Raw genomic sequence first — 20,288 nt, 5'->3', positions numbered from 1 at the left:
AATAAACCACTCCAGGGACAGAGAACACAGAGAAATATAATATAATATAAGCAGTACCATTTATTCCTGTACTCACTATCAAGGTTAACTAAATGCAAATGCTAATTCGACTAAAAATTGAAAAATTTATTGAAGATGAACAAGAATATTTTGTAGCTACAAGTGATGATTTACAAGGTTTATTGGCAGAAGGTAAAACAGTACAAGAAGCCATAGAAATTGCTGAAGATGTAGCTAAGGTATTATTGGAATTGGAGAAAGAAAAAAATCATAATTTTCATTTACCAGATTTACCTTCTCAATTTGAATATCCGTTAATTATGGAAGTGTAATGGGGAGATTAGCGGGTTTTTCCTATCGAGAAGTGACTAGAAAGTTAGGAAAGCTAGGATTTGAGTTTTACCTTGCAGCTAAAGGAGATCATGAAATTTGGTTTAATGCAGCAACAAATCAAAAAACAACCATTCCGCATCATGGAGAAATTAAGGAAGGAACACTAAGAAGTATTTTAAAACAGACTCAGATTGATGTTGATATTTTTCTTGATGTTTAGTGATCATTTACTCAAAATATTGTGGAGGAAGTTTTATTCACGCAGTGCAAACCGAAATCTATAATTATCAAGTAGGTTGGGTTGCAAAACCCAACACCACTATTAGTTCTGATGATCTTGTTGATTTAACCAAGTTACCAAATCAGCAACTTCAGAAATATTAAACAATGCAGCACCTAAATTTTCTAACTGTTCTACAGGTAAACCTTTGACTCTTTCAACTATTAAAGAATCAATTTCCCCAAACCGTTGATTAAGTAAACGTAGACAAAATTTAACTTCTCCTCTTTGTTCTCCTATTCTTTCTCCCTTCTGCAAAATATCCTGATAAATGACTGATTCTTGCATAATATCCTCACTTAACAATTGACGAATAAAGTCTTTCTCAAATCGCAAACCTGCTAAAATCTCTGTGTAAGCTGCAATATCCTGTTTAGTCTCCCTATCTGCAATTTTAGCAACATTATTGGCAATCTGGGATAATAAACCTTGAGGTGAATTTGTCTGTGTTAATGGTGCTAATGGTAATAATGCCAGATTATCGAGAAATAAAGCTGAATCTTGTTCCCACATTCTGATGACACGATAACGGTGATGTGTGGTTTCATTGATGTATGCTTCGGTAAAAGCGATTTCGTCTGTTGTTTCTTGTAAGAAAATCACGACTTGAGTAACAGGAACTTGATATGTACGGATTAATCTCACTGAATAATCTAACTCTCTAAAAGGAATTGGAGGTTTAGATTGTGGGTTGGTTTGAAATTCAGTAAAATCCGATTTTCTGTTTGTAAGAAGGTGACAAAATCAGCGCGAATTGGTTCTATACTCAATTCGGTTTTTAAGACTTTGATCGTTTTTGGTGCTTGGGGAAGTAACCATTTAGCAAAATCAAAGGGATATTTTTCTGCTAGTAGTTTACAAACGTTGTCAAAACTCATGAGATTATAAAATTAAATTGTCAGAATCACTTTTTTTTCACCAGAAAATATTGTTGTAAAAAGTTCAACAGCAGAATTATTTAGTTCCCTCCGTGGTAAAATCCAATATTTGGAAGATATAAGTAGGTGGGCGGAGGAAAATCAAAATATATTTCGTTTTGTGAAATGGCTAAAACTCAACTACAATAACGCATTGAGGTAAATTTACATATCGTTACACATTTTGGTTATTTCACGTCCACCTACTTAACTACCTCTGTGGGTTTATAATATAAGCATCATCAAAATAAACAAATGTGATTGTATGACTAAAGTAGAGTTTACCATTCCCATCCATAGCGTCACAGACACTATCAGAAAAGAAGCAGAAAATAAAGCTAAAGAAGCTTATGTAATGACACTACTAAAACACGGAGAAATTAGTAGTGGTAAAGCTAGTCAATTATTAGGAATTTCTCGATTAGATATGATTGAGTTAATGTCTAAATATGATATATCTCTTTTTGACGATAGTATGAGTTTAGAGGAATTTCAGTCAGAAATCAATCAAGCGAGAATGGGGTTAAAAGCAAATAATTTATGATTATTGTTTCTGATACAACCCCATTAAGTGAACTTGCTAAAATTGGTAAATTAGATTTACTTCAGGCTGTTTTTGGCAGAGTGATAATTCCTCAACAAGTCTATGAAGAATTAACCACAGGAAATCATCCTGCTGTTTTAGCTGTAAAATTAGTATCATGGCTGGAAGTTCGTTCTATAAATAATCACGAACTGATTAAAAATTTGCAATTAGAAACAGATTTAGATTTAGGAGAATGTTCTGCGATTATTTTGGCAGAAGAATTAAAAGCTGATCAACTTTTAATTGATGAAAAAGCTGGTAGAAAAGTTGCTATTGGTAGAGGTTTACCAATTGTTGGTTTAGTTGGAGTAATTATTTTAGCCAAAGAACAAGGATTAATTGATAGTGTCAAAAATATTTTGGATGATTTAATAATAAAAGGTACAAGGATCAGTCCTAAAATATATAATTATGCTCTAATTACAGCAGGAGAAGTTTAAAAATTGTCAGATTCTGAGAACATTTAATATTCAGTTTCGCGCAATCTCTCTTAGAGATCCCGCAGGGTAGACGCAAAGACGCAAAGGAAAACCAGCAATTTATCAATAACATCCTGTAAATCCTCAAATCCTGGATATTATCTCGACTTCGCTCGATAACCACCTGATTCTGACAAAATAAAACTTGACATGACCGAAAAACTCTGTTAGCATATTACAATATGCCATAATCTAACTTTTATAAAAAAAATTGATCGCCGTGACGCGATCGAAAAAGGGAAAAAACAAAGAAGGGCAAAAGAGCAAAAGTGTAAAGGGCTACTAAGTCCTCGCCGCACCACTACATACAACCCGAAAACCAATACCGTAGTTGCTGTAGACGAGGTTGTCGTTGTAGCGATAAGCAGAACGGCAAACCGCAGGATTGTTGAACCACGAACCACCGCGCAGCAGTTTATTATAGCCGCTTCGCCTTGTCAAAGCACTACCATCTTTAGGCGTAGCATTATAATTATCTATATAATCATCCAAACACCACTCCCATACATTACCGTGCATATCGTACAAACCAAAAGCGTTAGGGGGAAAAGAACCTACATCTGCGGTTTGTTGACGATACTGGCCTTTTGATGCAGAACCATAAGTGTAATTACCATCATAGTTTACCAAATCAGCAGTGATACTTTCACCAAAATAAAACGGTGTGGTAGTTCCGGCTCTACAACCATACTCCCATTCAGCTTCACTAGGTAATCTGTAGTATTTCTGTGTTTTTTGACTTAACTTTTCACAGAATGTAACTGCATCATTCCAACTGACTCTTTCCACTGGGCGATTATTGCCTTTGAATGCAGAAGGGTTACTACCCATGATAGCTTGATATTGTGCCTGTGTCAATTCATATTTTGCCATGAAGAAAGCAGGAACAGTAACTTGATGTTGTGGTCCTTCGTCTGAATACCTTCCCGCTTCGTTTTCCGGTGAACCCATGATAAATGTTCCCCCTGGGATTTCCACCATTTCCAATGTCACACCATTTCCTAAGTCTTCTGTGAAATATTTTGCACTTTCATTCCGTCGGTTAATGATGTTTCCGGTTGCGTCAGTGCTGACCACTTCAAAACTAAAGGTTTTCAGGTTATTTATAATAGGAGTTCGTCTATTTTTAGGAGTTGTTGTATCTGAAATTGAGGTTTGATTTTGCTTCCTAAAAAATAAACTGATTCCTATAAATGCAACAGTTACACCACCTAAACATAATCCTCCATAGATAAAACCGCGACGATTGATTGTAGTTGGAGAATTTCCCGAAATTTGATTTTGAGAAATTTGTATATCTTTGATGACTTGATCCGCAGATTGATACCGTTCTTGAATCTCAATTTTCAACAACTTATCTAAAACTTTCCCCAAATCCTGACTAACAGAACTAGGTAAATTTTCTCGCCAATTATTCACCCAACTAAAACCATTGATTGTCCATAAATTAAAAGGATTAACCCCTGTTAATAAATGAAAACAAGTTGCACCTAAAGCGAATAAATCACTGGCTGGATAAGCTTCACCACCTTGTATTTGTTCCAGTGGACTATATCCATAAGAACCAATTTGTGTTCCTATTTGGGTGTGAACTGTGGTATTTAATTGTAATTGTTTAGAAGCCCCAAAATCAATTAATACCAATTTACCATCACTGGCTCGGCGCATGATATTCTGTGGTTTAATATCCCGATGAATAACCTGGCGCTCATGAATAAACTTTAAAGGTGGTAATAAATCTAGTAATAATTCTCTAATTTGAATTTCGTTATATTTCCCCTTTTGTGCTAATTCATCTAATAAATTATCCCCTTTAATAAACTGTTGTACCAAATAGAGAAAACCATTATCTTCAAAATAAGCAAACAGTGTTGGTATTTGCGGGTGTTCTCCTAAATCTTGTAAGCGTTTAGCTTCTTCAATAAATAACTCTGTGGCTTTTTTTAAAGCGTAAGTTCCTGACTGTTTAGGTGCAAGTTGCTTGATTACACAGGGTTCATTTAACTTTTGGCTATCTTCTGCTAAATAGGTTCTCCCAAAACCACCTTTATTAGAAAGCACACGCAATACTCGAAAACGATTGATTAATAATGGTACTAACGGGGTTCTGCAAGATTGACAAAACTCGTTATGATCAGGGTTGATAGGCTGGGAACAATCCGGGTTTAAGCAGCAAATCATAATCTGTGATAGATGACCGTATAACCTTTATAATACAATATCCAGTAATTCCGCGCTCCCTATTCTCTGATATAATACTAAATTGACAACTGCAATTTTTTAAATAGTATGAGTGAAACCCTGGCTGATATTGCTATACCACCGCAGTTTCCTGATCATACTCAACTCCCAGAGTCTGATGGTACATTCGTGAAGAATTTTCAAGAACATCCCCAAAGTATTATCATCACAGATTCCATAATTCAAACTTTACAAAAATTACATCCTGATGGACAATTTTGTATAGGTCAAGATTGTGGTATTTACTGGCGCGAAACTGAACCACCAGAAAAAGGTACAGTAGCACCAGATTGGTTTTATGTCCCTGATGTAGCACCAAGATTAGATGGTAAAATTCGTCGTTCCTATGTATTATGGCGGGAATATATTCCCCCATTAATTGTTATAGAATTAGCCAGTGGTAATGGTGACGAGGAAAGAGATTCAACACCTCTAGCGGGTTTACAGGCAGGTGAAAAACCTGGTAAATTCTGGGTATATGAACGTATTATCCGTGTTCCCTATTATGCCATCTATGAAGTTAATCATGGCAAATTAGAGGTTTATCATTTGGTGGATTTTGCTTACCAAAAAATCCAGCCTAACGAACGTGGACATTATCCTATTGCGCCATTAGCTGTAGAATTGGGACTATGGCAAGGAAGTTACTTAAATAATCCTGAACAACTTTGGCTGCGCTGGTGGGATTTAGATGGTAATTTGTTATTGGTAGGTCAAGAAGAAGCCCAATTACAAAAATTCAGGGCTGAACAAGCAGAACGAAAGGCTGCACAATTAGCCGAACGTTTACGGGCAATGGGGATTGATCCAAATGATGATTTACAGAAAGTTCAGCTTGGGTGAGGTACACTTTGTGCGGGCAAGATGCCCGCACCACAAGAGTTTTATCATTAATATCTGTACTTCATAAACGGATAACTGCTGTATAATGATTTTGGGTATTTTCTACTCTAGAATACTAACTAATTGCAGAAAACGAACCACAGAGGCGCAGAGGACACGGAGAGAATATGGAAAGGGTAGTTTTATTAAGAGGGTTACAAGTTAATTGGGTGAGTTTTTTTGCTGATTTCCTGTTAGCTGGTATGGTTTTTGGTCCTGCTCTTGCTCCTTTTCTCGCTGGGTCTGGTGTGTTTTTGCTTCCGGGTATTGCGGATATTATTTACTTTATGGGTAATCATGTCTGTCCCCAGCCTACTATGGGTTTGGAGTTAGCGCCACCTTTTATTATGGCGGTTTGTATGCGCTGTTATGGCACAGTGACAGGTTTATTAATAACTCGGATTTTGTATAGTTTAACTGATGGCAAAGGTGTTTTTTGGTTAAGTCAATATGGTAGAAATGGCGCTGCTTGTGCTACGGTGTTTATGATGGCCTATCCTTTGGAATTAGCAGCCCAGATTTTCGGTTTATGGGATTTTAATAATTATATTGTTACTCCTTTCGGTTTGATTACGGGTTTGGCTTGGGGTTTATTTACTATGCCAATACTGCATTTCCGTCAGCTATTATCTAGGGTTTCCTAGTTTAATAAGGTACAAAATTATCTATGTTTATCTCCGGTTAATTACAGACCCGGCTAGTCTGGACACCAATAAAATGCAGCTTAATTTTAACAATCTTAATCAAATTTGGTCTTATGTATTAACGGAAACACTTAAACGCTTGGGTTTGGAATGCGCTGTAATCTGTCCTGGCTCTCGTTCTACAGCTTTAACAGTGGCTTTTGCTCAACAAATACCGCATATTGCAGCTATGCCGATTTTAGATGAACGTTCGGCGGCTTTTTTTGCGTTGGGACGAGCAAAAGCGACAGGAAAACCTGTAGTATTAGTTTGTACTTCGGGAACTGCGGGGGCAAATTTTTATCCAGCGGTAATTGAAGCTAAAGAAAGTCGTGTTCCTTTATTGATATTAACCACTGATAGACCCGCAGAATTAAGAAATTGTCATTCTGGCCAAACTATTGACCAAGTAAAATTATACGGTAATTATCCCAATTGGCAAGGGGAATTAGCTACACCCTCCGCAAATTTAGAAATGTTAGCTTATCTCAGACAAACCGTTATTTACGCTTGGGAACGTTGTCAATTTCCTAATTTTGGTCCAGTACATTTAAATATACCTTTCCGTGACCCGCTCGCTCCCGTTCCCGATGGTACTAACGTTACTTTAGATGTGTCAGATTTCTTTTCAGCAGTGGCTTCTAGCCCATTAGCAATTACTAATTATCAATTACCAGTAATAAATTACCAAAAAGGAATTATTATCGCTGGTGTAGCTCAAACACAGCTATCTGAAGAATATTGTAGAGCGATCGCGCGATTAAGTCAATCTCTCCAATGGCCTGTTTTAGCTGAAGGACTTTCTCCAGTGAGAAATTATGCAGACTTAAATCCCTATTTAATTTCTACCTATGATATCATCCTCAGAAATGAGAAACTTGCCAAGGAATTAACACCAGAAATGGTAATTCAAATTGGAGAAATGCCTACAAGTAAAGAACTAAGAAATTGGTTAATTAATACTAAATCTGAACGTTTGATCATTGATAATTGTGATCAAAATCTAGATTCTTTACATGGAAAAACCAGACATTTAAGAATATCAGTCACAGAAATTAGCAGCGAATTAGAAATTGAGAAATTAGCAGAAAATGAATATTTACAAAAATGGTGTAAGATAGAGAAACAAGTTAGAAAAAATATTGATGATTATTTGCAAAATCTAGAGGAATTAATCGAAAGTAAAGTAGCGTGGTTAATTTCCCAAATTCTGCCACCAGAAACACCTTTATTTATTGCTAATAGTATGCCTGTGCGAGATGTAGAATTTTTCTGGAAACCGAATAATTTAAGAATTAAACCTTATTTTAATCGCGGTGCAAATGGTATTGATGGTACACTTTCCACGGCTTTAGGAATCGCACATCAACAACAAAGTAGTGTTTTATTAACCGGAGATTTATCTTTATTGCATGATACAAATGGGTTTTTAATTAGCGATCAATTTATCGGACATTTGACGATCATCTTAATTAATAATAATGGTGGGGGAATTTTTGAAATGCTACCCATTGCTAAATTTAATCCACCATTTGAAGAGTTTTTTGCTACTCCCCAAAATATTGATTTTTACCAATTATGCGCTACCTATAATGTACAATATCAGTTAATTACTGCTTGGGAAGAATTAGCAGATCATTTAAAGCAATTACCAAAAACAGGAATTAGGGTTTTAGAAGTCAAAACAAATAGAAAAATAGATGTGATCTGGAGAAAGGAAAATTTACAAATGTTTGCTAAAATCGGATACCCGACTTTTTAGAAAATCCGAGTATCCAAGCTACATACAATATTAGATATAACGCACTTTATTTGTATTTATATATACTACTATTTAAATAAATGAGATTTTGAAAATAATTAACCGCAGATAAACGCAGATAAGGAGGGATAATGGAATGGATTTGATGATTCTGTGCAGCTTTACATGAAATTGGTATAAACTAAAAAGTCTTGTACAGCACAATCTGTTAACTAAAATCGAGTTATTATGTCTAAGGTTCTTGTCTCTGATCCAATTGATCAAGTTGGGATTGATATTCTTTCTCAAGTGGCTACAGTTGATATCAAAACTACGTTGAAACCCGATGAACTGAAAGCTATCATTGGTGAGTATGATGCGCTGATGATTCGTTCTGGAACTCGCGTCACTCAAGATATTATAGAGGCTGGAGTCAAATTAAAAATTATTGGCCGCGCTGGCGTGGGAGTGGATAATGTTGATGTCCCCGCAGCTACTCGCAAAGGTATTGTCGTTGTCAATTCTCCAGAGGGTAATACCATTGCGGCCGCAGAACACGCTCTAGCTATGATGTTATCCCTATCTCGTCATATTCCCGATGCTAATGCTTCAGTGAAACGTGGTGAATGGGACCGCAAAAGTTATGTTGGTTCAGAAGTATACAAAAAAACTCTCGGTGTTGTCGGCTTAGGTAAAATAGGTTCTCATGTTGCTTCCGTAGCTAAAGCCATGGGAATGAAACTTTTAGCCTATGATCCATTTATCTCTACAGAAAGAGCCGAACAACTTGGTTGTCAACTGGTGGAGTTAAATTTGCTCTTCCAGCAAGCTGATTATATCACCTTGCACATTCCTAAAACCTCAGAAACCGCTAATTTAATCAACGCCAAAACTTTGGCTTTAATGAAACCCACCACCAGAATTATTAACTGCGCCCGTGGTGGTATTATAGACGAAGCAGCTTTAGCTGTGGCTATTAAAGAGGGTACAATTGCTGGGGCTGCTTTAGATGTATTTGATTCTGAACCCTTGGGTGAATCTGATTTGCTAGGTTTGGGTAAAAATGTCATTCTTACTCCTCACCTCGGTGCTTCTACGGCTGAAGCCCAGGTAAACGTGGCTATAGACGTGGCTGAACAAATTCGGGATGTGTTATTAGGACTACCAGCCCGTTCCGCTGTGAATATTCCCGGACTCGGTCCTGATGTCCTCGAAGAGTTTAAACCCTATATGGAATTAGCGGAAACTTTGGGAAATTTAGTTGGTCAACTCGCAGGTGGCAGAGTAGAGACACTTAATGTTACCCTACAAGGAGACTTGGCAACTAATAAAAGTCAGCCCCTGATTATAGCCGCCCTCAAAGGACTACTTTACCAAGCTCTCCGCGAACGGGTAAATTATGTTAACGCTAACATAGAAGCAAAAGAAAGAGGTATTCGCGTAATTGAAACTAGAGATGCTTCAGCCCGTGACTATGCAGGTTCATTGCACTTACAAACTACAGGTACTTTAGGTACACATTCTGTAACTGGTGCTTTATTGGGTGATAAGGAAATTCACTTAACTGACATTGACGGATTTCCTATTAATGTCCCCCCCAGTAAATATATGTTGTTTACTCTCCACCGTGATGTACCAGGTATCATTGGTAAACTCGGTTCTCTCCTGGGCAGTTTTAATGTCAATATTGCTAGTATGCAAGTCGGTAGAAAAATCGTTCGTGGTGATGCTGTGATGGCTTTGAGCATTGATGATCCTCTACCTGAAGGCATTTTAGAAGAAATTAAGAAAGTATCGGGCATTAGGGACGCTTATACAGTGACACTTTAATTCTAGACTGTGATTTTTTTTGATTTATGAGATGAGGATGATTAAGTAATTTGATAATTAGAAATATCATTTTAATTATCGAACAATAAGATCCCGACTTCTTTCCAGAAGTCGGGAATTTAAAACTTTTCATGTTCAAAAATAAAATGAGCAATTTAACCGCAGATAAACGCAGCTATGAATCTACTTCAGTGGACTAGAAAATGCTATATTCTGATGGTTTGGTTTGTTTTTGCACCATTACCTATTACTAATCTCAAATTCTATGGCAAATACTTGGTGGGAAATCAATATTATATCTAACCCAGATTTAGAAGATACTATATATTGGCGATTAGAAAAGTTTGGCACTCGTGGTACAGCAGTGGAAATTAAAGACCATAACTTATTGGTTAAGGCTTATTTGCCCAGTTTTCAAGCAGAATTACCAGATTTGCAAGAATTATCATCATCCTTGGGTGAAGATGCTATATCTCTAGGATTCCCCCCTCCTGTGCTAAATTGGCACTTAATTGATGAAGAAGACTGGTCCAGTAGTTGGAAACAACATTGGCAACCCGAGGAAATAGGCGATCGCTTCTTGATTAATCCCGCTTGGCTACCTTTACCCACTACTACAGAACGCTTAATCATACTCCTTGATCCGGGTGTAGCCTTTGGTACAGGTAATCACGCTACCACTCAATTATGTTTAGAATCCCTAGAAATGCACTTTTCTGACATAGCAGAGAACCAAAAACCCTCGACTATTGCCGATATTGGTTGTGGTTCAGGTATTTTAGGTGTTGGGGCAATATTATTAGGTGCTACTAAGGTCTATGCCGTTGATAATGATCCCTTAGCAGTAAAATCTACTTTTAGTAATTGCACTCTGAATCATATCCCTCCAGATTGTTTAATTCCCCTAGAAGGTAGTGTAGACACGGTCAGGAAAACAATTGATCAACCAGTAGATGGTATTGTTTGTAACATTTTAGCCGATGTCATTATTCAATTACTCCCAGAAATGACCGCAATTACTAAATCTAGCACTTGGGGTATATTTAGTGGTATTTTAATAGGACAATCAAAGGCTGTTGCTAATGCCTTAGAACAAAATGGTTGGACTGTGACTAATATCCGGGAGAAAAAAGAATGGTGTTGTTTAAATGCCCGTCGTTCTTAATTTTTTGCAGGTACAAGTAATGAATAACCCACTACAAGCATATAATCCTAATGATATCGCTGAAGAAAATGGTAACTTTCTCGGTTTACCATTTAACTATGAATCAGCTAAATTAATCATTTTTTCTGTTCCCTGGGAAGTCACTGTTTCCTATCATCAAGGTACAGCACAAGGACCACAAAGAATTGCCGACGCTTCTTTGCAAATAGACTTATTTGATTTTGATCATCCCCAAGGTTGGCAACAAGGTATCTTTCTGGAAAGACATACCGCAGAAATGTTAGAAAAAAATGAATACTATCGTAGCCAAGCAGCAACAATTATCAAAAGTCTAGCACAAGGTCTAAAAATATCCGATTCTCAAAATTTAAAAGATACTCTTGTTACTGTTAATCATAGTTGTCAACAAATTAATGAATGGTTATTTAAAGAATGTCAAAAAGCTTTAAATTTAGGTAAAAAAGTCGCTGTTATTGGTGGTGATCATAGCGTTCCTTTGGGGTATTTTCAAGCCTTAGCTACTCAATATGATGACTGGGGAATTTTACATATTGATGCTCATGCGGACTTAAGAAATGCCTATGAAGGTTTTGAATTTTCCCATGCTTCCATTATGTTTAATGCCATGAAAATACCGCAAATTTCCAAGTTAGTCCAAGTGGGTTTACGGGATATTTGTGATGATGAAATAGAGATGATTAATCAATCAAATCAGCGCATTATTGCCTACTATGATCCAGTAATTAAACAACAATTATACTCTGGTAAAAATTGGCTAGATTTATGTCGAGAAATTATCAGTCATTTACCAGAAAAAGTTTATATTAGTTTTGATGTTGATGGTTTAGATCCCAAACTTTGCCCCCATACGGGTACTCCCGTTCCCGGAGGACTGGAATTAGAACAAGTTTATTGTTTATTCCGAGAGGTAGTGAATACTGGTAGGGAAATTATTGGTTTTGATGTTTGCGAAGTTGGTAATGCGGAATGGGATGGTAATGTTGGTGCGCGAATAGTCTATAAATTAGCGAATTTTTTAGATTTGTCACAGATAAAAGTTAAAAATTAACAATCATCATTTGGCATTTTGGCATTTACGGACGGGACTAATTCCGTCCTTTATTTTTGGCTATGGAAATGGTTGATTATCAGATTTTAGGATATTTGTACACATACCATAGGAAGATGCTAAAAATGGATTAAACGGGTTAAATTAATTCGGGATGTTGTTATGCACTGGATTTAAGTCAAGGTTTGGTTCTCAACCAGACCTTTTTTATTGTTCATTTTCTCTTGGGTTGGTGATTTCAGAGAAAACTATTTGATAATTTGTGGTAATTTATGTATTACTGATTCCCGACAATCCTGATTATGTCTAATTTTTTTGCTCAGATGTCTATTGATTATAGCGTTTCCTAATCCAAGTCCGGTACAGATATTAATAATAAAAATCTTGTGGTGCGGGCATACTTCGACCAATCTCAGTACAAGTCTTGCCCGCACAAGGTGTACCTCACTCAAGCCGAACTTGCTTTATTAATAATAAAAATCTTGTAAAAATCTTGTGGTGCGGGCATCTTGCCCGCCAAAAGTGTACCTCACTCAAGCCGAACTTGCTTTATTAATAATAAAAATCTTGTAAAAATCTTGTGGTGCGGGCATCTTGCCCGCACAAGGTGTACCTCACTCAAGCCGAACTTGCTTTATTAATAATAAAAATCTTGTAAAAATCTTGTGGTGCGGGCATCTTGCCCGCACAAGGTGTACCTCACTTGGATGAAATTCGCTGTATGTGCGGTTATCTGCGTCTCACTCTGAATTTTCCTATCTCATTTGAATCTACAATTATGCAAATTATCCAGAGTCTTCATACTGCTATTCTCATAACTGATTTAGACCGTTCTGATTATTTTTATACTCATATATTAGGACTTGAAAAAGTAGAACGTCCTTTAAAATATCCGGGTATCTGGTACCAAATTGGTAACTATCAACTGCATCTGATTGTTGCGCCTACTGTACCCACTGATAAGCAACAAGAAAAATGGGGACAAAATCCTCATATCGCTTTTGCTGTCATGGATTTAGAAATAATTAAAAGCGAATTAACAGCTAAAAATTATCCGTTTCAAGCTAGTGCTTCTGGCCGACCAGCGATTTTTATTCAAGATCCAGATCAAAATATAATTGAACTTAGTCAGGCATTTGCTGATAAAATTTGAACGGTACTAAGATTAAGTATCGCCAAAAGTCAGTCGTCGTGGGGTGCGGAAGTAAATATGCAGTATCAGACCACTATTGAACCAACATCTGTACAAAAGCAGTTCCCTCTGACTACTGTAGGAGCGCTGGTTGTCAATTCTCTCGGACTGGTGTTAATTGTTAAATCTACGAAGTGGAGAGGTGCTTGGGGTGTACCAGGGGGAAAAGTAGATTGGGGTGAAACTCTAGAATCTGCACTTCTGAGGGAGTTTCAGGAAGAAGTCGGGTTAGACTTAACTAATGTGCGTTTTGCGTTGCTACAAGAAGCAGTGCTGGACTCACAATTTGTGCGACCTGCCCATTTTATTATGATCAACTATTACGCATTTTCACTGAGAGATACGATTACACCTAATCAAGAAATTGAGGAATGGGCTTGGGTGACTCCCGCACAAGCAAAGGAATATCCTCTCAATAGTTATACTCAAGTGTTAATTGAGGATTTTGTAGAAAATAACATTGGTAATTTATATAGGAATTAGGTTTAACAATAATGCTGAAAAAAGCACTGGTGACTGGATCATCATCGGGAATTGGTAAGGCTATCGCTCTCGATTTAGCTGCTAAAGGATTTGATGTAGCATTTCATTATCATAAGAGTGTGGAAGCCTGTAATCAAGCCCGTCAGGAGGCTGCTAAGTACGGCGTTAAAACTGTTACTTTACAAGCGGATTTAAGAAATCCTGAACAAGCGGAGTTTTTGGTCAAAAGTGCTGCTGAGGAATTGGGAGGTCTATCTGTTGTTGTCAATAATGTGGGTAACTACTTAGACAGACCAACGAGCCAATTATCAGTAGCAGAATGGCATGAAATTATTAACTCTAATCTTCATGCTACATTTTATGTCACTAAAGCTGCACTACCTTACCTGAAAGCTGCTAATGGGGGACGTATCGTCAATTTTGGTTGTGCTAGTGCGCAAAATCTCCTCGCGCGTTGTACTAATACACCTTACTTAATTGCTAAAACTGGCATTATCATCTACTCAAAATCTTTAGCAAAGGAACTAATTACAGATAAAATTACTGTTAATGTTGTCTCCCCAGGAATAGCAGAAAATTCCTTTGATTTGCAGGAATCTCTACCTGAACTACCTACTAAGCGACCTGCAACTTTACAAGAACTGGCTCATGCAGCCTGGTTTTTTATTAGCCCAGAATCTGATTATATCACAGGGCAGGTATTAGAAGTTTCGGGGGGATGGAGGTTGTAATCAAGTGTGGTGATGATTTGGTTATTTTTGCTCAATGCTTGTGAACAGCTAATAAAAAACTATTGTCTATCAAAAAAAGGATTGGAAATATGTTGAAGATTGAAGACATTTACGAAATATATGAAAAATATCATGATGCTCTGCAAGTAAAAGTAGAAGAATTTACAATTGGTGAGAAAAAATTTAATTTTAATTCCGAATCAGCAATTTTAGGAGTGATTAATCTTTCTAATGATTCTTGGTACAGAGAAAGCGTATGTTTAAGTTCAGAACAGGCTATTCGCAAGGGATTAGTATTAAAGGCTCAAGGTGCTGATATTATAGATATTGGCGCTGAATCTACTTTAGAAAAAGCAGAAAGAGTTGAGGATATTCGACAAAATTCCCAAATTTTACCAGTGCTAAAATCTCTGAGTCAACAGGGGGTTTTAACTTCCATTGAAACTTATTATCCTCAAGTTGCTAGAGAATGTTTACAAGCTGGCGCTAATGTGATTAATCTAACGGGTGCTTTTGATAGTGAGAAAATTTATCAAGCTGTATCTGAATTTGACGCTGGGGTGATTATCTGTTATGTTCAAGGTAAAAATGTCAGAGAAGTTGGTGATTTTGATTTTGGTGATGATCCAACAAAATTAATGTATGAATATTTTGCTAATGAAATAGAAATCGCAGCTAAATATGGGGTGAGAAAAATATTTGTTGATGCTGGTTTGGGGTTTTATTATAAAAATCTCCAGGATAGTTCTTTGCGAATTCGTTATCAAATGAAAACTTTTTTGACTACTTTTAGACTGAGAAAATTAGGTTTTCCTGTCTGTCATGCTCTCCCTCACGCTTTTGAATATTTTGGGGAAGAAGTAAGAAGTGCAGAATCATTTTTTGCGGTTTTAGCAGCATTAGGAAAAACAGATTTATTCAGAACTCATGAAGTTCCTAAAGTTAAAGCAGTTTTAGATACACTACATTCATTTTAAGTATCTAAGTATTGGGGAATTTGGGATATAATTGGGATATAATAATGACTTCAAAACCGGAATCTGAATCTTGTTTAGAAACTTGGATAATTGGTAAGGAATTCAGGTTTGAAGCTGCTCACCAATTACCAAATCATGATGGTAAATGTGCTAGATTACATGGTCATTCTTGGCGCGGTGTTGTCTATGTTACAGGGGATAAACTGATAAATTCAGGTGTTAAACAGGGGATGATTATGGATTATGGTGATATATCAAAATACATAAAACCCCTCTTGGAAAATTATCTGGATCATTACCATTTAAATGAATCCACGGGTTTAGCTAATCCTACCAGTGAAGCGATCGCTAAATGGATTTATGAACAGCTTGAACCCCAAATTCCCGGACTTGTCGCAGTGAGAATTGATGAAACTTGTACCAGTCAATGTATTTACTCCAAGGGAAAAGTTAATTTTTTGGGCTTTTAAATTAACATAAACAGCTTATAACTTGATAGATAAACTCACATCAGAACGGTCTAATTTTTGCAGGAGTTGTGAAATAGGTTCTTTAGAAACTGGTTCTATCCAATCTGGTGCAATTTCCGCTAATGGAACTAAAACAAAGGCTCTCTGGGTCATTCGAGGATGGGGAATTTGTAAATCTGGTGTTTCTAAAATCAAGTCATCAAATAGTAGTACATCTAAATCTAGAGTTCTAGGTCCCCAATGTTCTTGACGAACTCGACCAAATTCTTGTTCAATATTGAGCAGAGTTTCTAGCAATTTCTGGGGACTGAGTTGCACTTCTAAAATAGCCGCACCGTTTAAATAATCTGGTTGTGATGGTCCGCCTACGGGAGCGGTTCTGTACCAACTAGATTTGGCTTTTATGGTAATACCCGGAGTTTTTTCCAGGCTGTTAATTGCACCTTCTAAAATAGCTAAAGATTCTCCTATATTACTACCAAGAGCGATCGCACTTAATGAAGATTTTATCGTTGTTCTCAGGTCAGATTTATCAATCATAAATTTGTAGGTGTCAGGAAATTATTAATATAATATCAGATAATATCAGATATTTTCACAAAATTGCTTGATCTAAAAAACTGAATTTAGAGTATCATATAACTGATAACTACTAATTTAACTAACCAGGTTCATCAGCACCAAGGAATTTACTATTATGTCTACAATGTCCAACGGCTTTGAAAAAGTATATGTCCATCCTAGTCAATTTCCCAACAAGATTTATCAAGATTATTTAGATTGCTTTTCTGTAGGTAAAATCAATCATAAATTTCATTATGACACTGTTAAACAAAGTCAGAAATGGTTAAAAATTCATGAATATTATTCTCCAGCTAGAACCAATGATGATTGTATTAATGCGTATGCAGTATGTTTTCAAAAAACTGCGGAATTTCTGGACATTAATACCAATATCCAAGTAATTGGATTAGGTTGTGGCGGTGGTGCAAAAGATCATCTTTTAGTATCTTATCTCTTCAATACAGAAAGGGAAATCATTTATTATCCTATTGATGTTAGTTTATCTCTGGCTTTAATTTCCGGTCAAAAAATTAGAGAATCTTATCCTCAAGTCTCTATACAGCCAATTGTTTGTGATTTACCTTGTGCTGATGATTTAATACTCCATCTTCATGATCAAGGAAAAGGACACAGAAAGATCATCACATTTTTTGGCATGATTCCTAATTTTACTCCTGATGAAATTTTGCCTATTTTAAGTAATTTTCTGCAACCAGGAGATATTTTACTCATGAGTGCGAACTTAGCACCGGGAGACGATTATCTAACAGGAATTAACAAGATTTTGCCACAGTATGATAATGAATTAACCAAAGATTGGTTAATGACAGTGTTAGTTGACGCGGGGATAAATCCAGACCATGGGACTATTAAATTTTCCTTAAAAGATGATCCAAACCATCAAGAATTAACAAGAGTTAATGCTCAGTTTGAAGTAGAAACTAATATAGATTTGAAATTAGATGATCAAATCATGCACTGGAAAAATGGTGATCAAATTCAATTATTTTTCTCCTATCGTTATACAACTGCTAAACTGCAAAACATTCTCAAACAATATGATATTATCATCCTAAATTATTGGGAAGGTGCAAATCAAGAAGAGGGAGTTTATTTTTGTCAAAAGATATAAAACAAAAACATCCCTAAGAAATTGCAAAACCCCTCTCCTACAAGTTTCTCTATCATTTCCTTGTAGGTAGGGTTTGCAAAAATAAGCCAAGGATATTAGGATATCTTCTAAGCTCTTACTCTTTGTGTCCTCTGAGCCTCTGCGTGACAAAAATTCATACTTTCCTTCAGCAAGTCCAAAAAATAGACCTTTGCTTCACAAATTTGATTTGCTTCTAGTCAATTCAATGCGAATATTACCATCAAAATCAGGAATTGGTGCAGCAGGTTTAATGAGAGTAACTTGTACTTGGGTAGTCAGACTACTTTCTTCAAGAATAGCATCAGCGATCGCACCTGCCAACCTTTCCAATAAATCAAATTTAGATGTTTTCAGCAAGTTTTGGACTAAACTAATAACACTACGATAATCTACTGTATCTTTAATAGCATCAGTCTGTGCAGCTTGAGCCAGATCTACCCATAACTTCAAATCCACCTCAAACCATTGTCCTAATACCTTTTCTTCCGGTAAATACCCAACATAGCCATAACCGCGAATCCCCGTCAAATGAATACAGTCCATAAAACCCTGATTATAAATCATTACCTGACCATTTTAGATTTTAAATTGAATAACTCAGACAAAATCTAAAATTAAATTCAGATAAATTCTTAATTTATCTCTCTATAATGTTTTTACATTCATCTATTACGAATGAAAGCAGCAGAGATTATTCTAAAGTATATTTAATTGTCTAGTTGCACTTAGTAATGTAAGTTGCTAGTTAGGCACAGTGTCAGAATCAGGTGGTTATCGAGATGAAAACAGGTATTTTATCACCAATTACCAATTACCCATTACCAATTACCAAATTTATTGAACAATGATTTTATTCGCTATAACAGCAGTTAAAATAGAGCAATTGTGAAATAATAAAAGATAAATGTTTTGGGCTGATAAAATTGCTGCTGACGCAGTAGGTCAACAAGTAGTTAATGATTCTAAGACTCCATCAGGAAGGGTACACGTTGGGTCTTTGCGTGGTGTGGTTATTCACGACGTTATTTACCGTGCTTTGAAACACGCAGGGAAGCCCGTAAAATTTCTGTATGGTGTAGATGATTATGATGCGCTGGATACTGTTCCTAAATACTTAGATCAAGAAAAATTTCAGCCTTATTTGGGTTTTCCTCTGTGTAATGTTCCTTCTCCTGGTGATGGTGCGGAAGATTATGCTAAGTATTTTATTGGTGAGTTTTTTGAAATTTTTGCATATTTAGGAATTAAACCAGAAACGTATTTTTTACGTGATTTATATCGTTCAGGAAAACTTAATTCCCATATTGATATTTTCCTGAAAAATGCTCATTTAGTGCGGGAAGCTTATAAGGAAGTAAGTAAAGCTGAACGTGCAAATAATTGGTATCCTTTTCAAGTTGTTTGTGAAAATTGCGGTAAAATCGCTACTACTGTCACTACAGATTATAACGGTTCAGAAGTATTTTACACCTGTAAACCCGATGGTGTTGATTATGTAAAAGGTTGTGGACATTCCGGGTGGGTTTCTCCTTTTAATGGTCATGGTAAATTACCTTGGAAAGTTGAATGGGTAGCTAAATGGGATATATTGGGTGTAACTATTGAAATGGCCGGGAAGGATCATTCTCAAAAAGGTGGTTCTCGTGATGTTGCTAATGCTATTAGTCGCAAGGTTTTACAAAAACAACCTCCTTTCCATTCTCCCTATGAATTTATTCTTGTGAATGGGACAAAAATGAGTTCTTCTAAGGGTGTGGGTTCGAGTGCTAGGGAAATTGCTGATTTATTACCTGCTGAATTATTGCGATTTTTGATGTTAAGAACTCAACCGAAAACAGTAATTAATTTTGCACCAAATTATGAAACTACTACCCGGTTATTTAGAGATTACGATACTTTAATTAATAAGTATTCTGATGCTCCTGAATTAACGGAGGAATTAATGTCTTTATTTTACGCCCAATTAGGGGATGAAATTAAAACTTTCCAGCCTTTTGATTTTAGTACATTAATTTCTCTGTTGCAAGTTCCCCGTTTAAATATTCAGGAAGAAGTTGTACAACGCAGTTTACAGCCTTTAAATGAGTATGATCAACAAATTATTAATCAAAGAATTGCTGCGGCTCAAAAGTGGTTACAAGATTATGCTGACGAGGAAGACAAGTTAGTTCTCTATTTGGAACAAGTTCCCGAAAAAGCTCATGATTTAAATTCGGAACAAGTTGCTTATTTGCAAAAATTGATGGAAAATTTGCAGGATATTCCTCATTGGGAAGCTGAGGAATTACAAACTATAATTTTCTCGACTACTAAGGAGTTAGGGGTTCAACAACCAATGGCTTTTAAGGCTTTGTATCTATCTTTCTTGAATAAAGAAAAGGGTCCAAAGGCTGGTGGTTTGTTGTCTTATTTGGAGAAGTCTTTTGTAATTTCTCGGTTGCAGGATGTGGTTAATTTGAATGTAGGTAAGGAGAAGATAGAAGTTTAAGTTATTACTAATATGGTGCGTTAC

20 protein-coding genes and 1 pseudogene are annotated in these 20,288 nt (G+C 36.3%); 17 read left to right on the top strand and 4 right to left on the bottom strand.

Annotated features, from left to right (window positions below; all coding sequences use genetic code 11):
* Nucleotides 1-92 precede the first annotated feature (92 nt).
* Together FFO06_RS03025 and FFO06_RS03020 are read left to right on the top strand one after the other, a co-directional pair.
* Nucleotides 93-332: a type II toxin-antitoxin system HicB family antitoxin gene (locus tag FFO06_RS03025; RefSeq protein WP_137906700.1), complete on the top strand. Its 240-nt coding sequence runs from the start codon at nt 93-95 to the stop codon at nt 330-332.
* On the top strand, nt 332-553 hold the full coding sequence (locus FFO06_RS03020) for a type II toxin-antitoxin system HicA family toxin (RefSeq protein WP_137906699.1): 222 nt from the start codon (nt 332-334) through the stop codon (nt 551-553). Before FFO06_RS03025 ends, FFO06_RS03020 begins: the two co-directional genes overlap by 1 nt.
* A gap of 102 nt (nt 554-655) precedes the next feature.
* On the opposite strand, the pseudogene FFO06_RS03015 reads toward FFO06_RS03020, so the two are convergent.
* A pseudogene (locus FFO06_RS03015) lies at nt 656-1,491 on the bottom strand (Rpn family recombination-promoting nuclease/putative transposase).
* A gap of 304 nt (nt 1,492-1,795) precedes the next feature.
* Between FFO06_RS03015 and FFO06_RS03010 the strand changes: the two are divergent.
* Complete coding sequence (locus FFO06_RS03010; protein ID WP_137906698.1) at nt 1,796-2,074, top strand: UPF0175 family protein; 279 nt, start codon at nt 1,796-1,798, stop codon at nt 2,072-2,074.
* A complete protein-coding gene (locus FFO06_RS03005; RefSeq protein WP_096666368.1) occupies nt 2,071-2,556 on the top strand; it encodes a PIN domain-containing protein in 486 nt (161 codons plus the stop codon). The genes FFO06_RS03010 and FFO06_RS03005 overlap by 4 nt, the downstream gene beginning before the upstream one ends.
* A gap of 321 nt (nt 2,557-2,877) precedes the next feature.
* Here FFO06_RS03005 and FFO06_RS03000 read toward each other — a convergent pair whose 3' ends face one another.
* Nucleotides 2,878-4,776, bottom strand: coding sequence for a bifunctional serine/threonine-protein kinase/formylglycine-generating enzyme family protein (locus FFO06_RS03000; protein WP_137906697.1), 1,899 nt, complete (start codon nt 4,774-4,776; stop codon nt 2,878-2,880).
* A 108-nt stretch (nt 4,777-4,884) separates the two neighbouring features.
* On the opposite strand from FFO06_RS03000, the gene FFO06_RS02995 reads away from it, so the two are divergent.
* The 11 genes from FFO06_RS02995 to queD all read left to right on the top strand — a co-directional run bounded on the left by FFO06_RS02995 (nt 4,885) and on the right by queD (nt 16,059).
* Complete coding sequence (locus FFO06_RS02995) at nt 4,885-5,679, top strand: Uma2 family endonuclease (protein ID WP_137906696.1); 795 nt, start codon at nt 4,885-4,887, stop codon at nt 5,677-5,679.
* Between the two features lie 167 nt (nt 5,680-5,846).
* Nucleotides 5,847-6,362 (top strand): DUF2085 domain-containing protein, encoded by a 516-nt coding sequence (locus tag FFO06_RS02990; RefSeq protein ID WP_137906695.1) that lies wholly within the window; start codon nt 5,847-5,849, stop codon nt 6,360-6,362.
* Nucleotides 6,363-6,435: 73 nt separating this feature from the next.
* A complete protein-coding gene (gene menD, locus FFO06_RS02985) occupies nt 6,436-8,163 on the top strand; it encodes a 2-succinyl-5-enolpyruvyl-6-hydroxy-3-cyclohexene-1-carboxylic-acid synthase (protein WP_137906694.1) in 1,728 nt (575 codons plus the stop codon).
* A gap of 228 nt (nt 8,164-8,391) precedes the next feature.
* Nucleotides 8,392-9,972 carry a phosphoglycerate dehydrogenase gene (gene serA, locus FFO06_RS02980; RefSeq protein ID WP_137906693.1) on the top strand — a complete coding sequence of 527 codons (1,581 nt, stop codon included), beginning with the start codon at nt 8,392-8,394 and terminating at the stop codon, nt 9,970-9,972.
* Between the two features lie 265 nt (nt 9,973-10,237).
* Nucleotides 10,238-11,137 carry a 50S ribosomal protein L11 methyltransferase gene (gene prmA / locus FFO06_RS02975; protein WP_137906692.1) on the top strand — a complete coding sequence of 300 codons (900 nt, stop codon included), beginning with the start codon at nt 10,238-10,240 and terminating at the stop codon, nt 11,135-11,137.
* 19 nt (nt 11,138-11,156) lie between these two features.
* A complete protein-coding gene (locus tag FFO06_RS02970) occupies nt 11,157-12,206 on the top strand; it encodes an agmatinase family protein (protein WP_137906691.1) in 1,050 nt (349 codons plus the stop codon).
* Nucleotides 12,207-12,984: 778 nt separating this feature from the next.
* Entirely contained in the window at nt 12,985-13,359 is a 375-nt protein-coding gene (locus FFO06_RS02965) for a VOC family protein (protein ID WP_137906690.1), read from the top strand.
* Between the two features lie 57 nt (nt 13,360-13,416).
* Entirely contained in the window at nt 13,417-13,881 is a 465-nt protein-coding gene (locus FFO06_RS02960) for an NUDIX domain-containing protein (RefSeq protein ID WP_137906689.1), read from the top strand.
* Between the two features lie 11 nt (nt 13,882-13,892).
* Nucleotides 13,893-14,612, top strand: coding sequence for a bifunctional dihydropteridine reductase/dihydrofolate reductase TmpR (gene tmpR, locus FFO06_RS02955; protein ID WP_137906688.1), 720 nt, complete (start codon nt 13,893-13,895; stop codon nt 14,610-14,612).
* An 89-nt stretch (nt 14,613-14,701) separates the two neighbouring features.
* Nucleotides 14,702-15,589: a dihydropteroate synthase gene (locus FFO06_RS02950; RefSeq protein WP_137906687.1), complete on the top strand. Its 888-nt coding sequence runs from the start codon at nt 14,702-14,704 to the stop codon at nt 15,587-15,589.
* Between the two features lie 44 nt (nt 15,590-15,633).
* Nucleotides 15,634-16,059 (top strand): 6-carboxytetrahydropterin synthase QueD, encoded by a 426-nt coding sequence (gene queD, locus FFO06_RS02945; RefSeq protein WP_137906686.1) that lies wholly within the window; start codon nt 15,634-15,636, stop codon nt 16,057-16,059.
* Nucleotides 16,060-16,074: 15 nt separating this feature from the next.
* On the opposite strand, the gene folK is transcribed toward queD, so the two are convergent.
* Nucleotides 16,075-16,599 (bottom strand): 2-amino-4-hydroxy-6-hydroxymethyldihydropteridine diphosphokinase, encoded by a 525-nt coding sequence (gene folK, locus FFO06_RS02940; RefSeq protein ID WP_137906685.1) that lies wholly within the window; start codon nt 16,597-16,599, stop codon nt 16,075-16,077.
* Nucleotides 16,600-16,756: 157 nt separating this feature from the next.
* On the opposite strand from folK, the gene FFO06_RS02935 reads away from it, so the two are divergent.
* On the top strand, nt 16,757-17,755 hold the full coding sequence (locus FFO06_RS02935; RefSeq protein WP_137906684.1) for an L-histidine N(alpha)-methyltransferase: 999 nt from the start codon (nt 16,757-16,759) through the stop codon (nt 17,753-17,755).
* 195 nt (nt 17,756-17,950) lie between these two features.
* Here FFO06_RS02935 and folB read toward each other — a convergent pair whose 3' ends face one another.
* Nucleotides 17,951-18,319 (bottom strand): dihydroneopterin aldolase, encoded by a 369-nt coding sequence (gene folB, locus FFO06_RS02930; protein ID WP_137906778.1) that lies wholly within the window; start codon nt 18,317-18,319, stop codon nt 17,951-17,953.
* 361 nt (nt 18,320-18,680) lie between these two features.
* Between folB and lysS the strand changes: the two genes are divergently transcribed.
* Nucleotides 18,681-20,264, top strand: coding sequence for a lysine--tRNA ligase (gene lysS, locus FFO06_RS02925; protein ID WP_137906683.1), 1,584 nt, complete (start codon nt 18,681-18,683; stop codon nt 20,262-20,264).
* The last annotated feature ends 24 nt before the right edge of the window (nt 20,265-20,288 follow it).

The organism is Dolichospermum planctonicum, from assembly GCF_005402965.1.
Lineage (GTDB): Bacteria > Cyanobacteriota > Cyanobacteriia > Cyanobacteriales > Nostocaceae > Dolichospermum > Dolichospermum planctonicum.
This window is presented reverse-complemented; position numbering and strand designations above follow the sequence as displayed.

Bases quoted from the DNA above. Each gene is read 5' to 3' on its own strand.
- serA (WP_137906693.1), top strand. From the start codon at position 8,392: ATGTCTAAGGTTCTTGTCTCTGATCCAATTGATCAAGTTGGGATTGAT.
- FFO06_RS03005 (WP_096666368.1), top strand. From the start codon at position 2,071: ATGATTATTGTTTCTGATACAACCCCATTAAGTGAACTTGCTAAAATT.
- prmA (WP_137906692.1), top strand. From the start codon at position 10,238: ATGGCAAATACTTGGTGGGAAATCAATATTATATCTAACCCAGATTTA.
- folB (WP_137906778.1), bottom strand. From the start codon at position 18,319: ATGGACTGTATTCATTTGACGGGGATTCGCGGTTATGGCTATGTTGGG.
- FFO06_RS02990 (WP_137906695.1), top strand. From the start codon at position 5,847: ATGGAAAGGGTAGTTTTATTAAGAGGGTTACAAGTTAATTGGGTGAGT.
- folK (WP_137906685.1), bottom strand. From the start codon at position 16,599: ATGATTGATAAATCTGACCTGAGAACAACGATAAAATCTTCATTAAGT.
- FFO06_RS03020 (WP_137906699.1), top strand. From the start codon at position 332: ATGGGGAGATTAGCGGGTTTTTCCTATCGAGAAGTGACTAGAAAGTTA.
- FFO06_RS02950 (WP_137906687.1), top strand. From the start codon at position 14,702: ATGTTGAAGATTGAAGACATTTACGAAATATATGAAAAATATCATGAT.
- FFO06_RS02960 (WP_137906689.1), top strand. From the start codon at position 13,417: ATGCAGTATCAGACCACTATTGAACCAACATCTGTACAAAAGCAGTTC.
- FFO06_RS03010 (WP_137906698.1), top strand. From the start codon at position 1,796: ATGACTAAAGTAGAGTTTACCATTCCCATCCATAGCGTCACAGACACT.
- FFO06_RS03025 (WP_137906700.1), top strand. From the start codon at position 93: ATGCAAATGCTAATTCGACTAAAAATTGAAAAATTTATTGAAGATGAA.
- FFO06_RS02970 (WP_137906691.1), top strand. From the start codon at position 11,157: ATGAATAACCCACTACAAGCATATAATCCTAATGATATCGCTGAAGAA.
- queD (WP_137906686.1), top strand. From the start codon at position 15,634: ATGACTTCAAAACCGGAATCTGAATCTTGTTTAGAAACTTGGATAATT.
- FFO06_RS03000 (WP_137906697.1), bottom strand. From the start codon at position 4,776: ATGATTTGCTGCTTAAACCCGGATTGTTCCCAGCCTATCAACCCTGAT.
- FFO06_RS02995 (WP_137906696.1), top strand. From the start codon at position 4,885: ATGAGTGAAACCCTGGCTGATATTGCTATACCACCGCAGTTTCCTGAT.
- lysS (WP_137906683.1), top strand. From the start codon at position 18,681: ATGTTTTGGGCTGATAAAATTGCTGCTGACGCAGTAGGTCAACAAGTA.
- FFO06_RS02965 (WP_137906690.1), top strand. From the start codon at position 12,985: ATGCAAATTATCCAGAGTCTTCATACTGCTATTCTCATAACTGATTTA.
- tmpR (WP_137906688.1), top strand. From the start codon at position 13,893: ATGCTGAAAAAAGCACTGGTGACTGGATCATCATCGGGAATTGGTAAG.
- FFO06_RS02935 (WP_137906684.1), top strand. From the start codon at position 16,757: ATGTCTACAATGTCCAACGGCTTTGAAAAAGTATATGTCCATCCTAGT.
- menD (WP_137906694.1), top strand. From the start codon at position 6,436: ATGCAGCTTAATTTTAACAATCTTAATCAAATTTGGTCTTATGTATTA.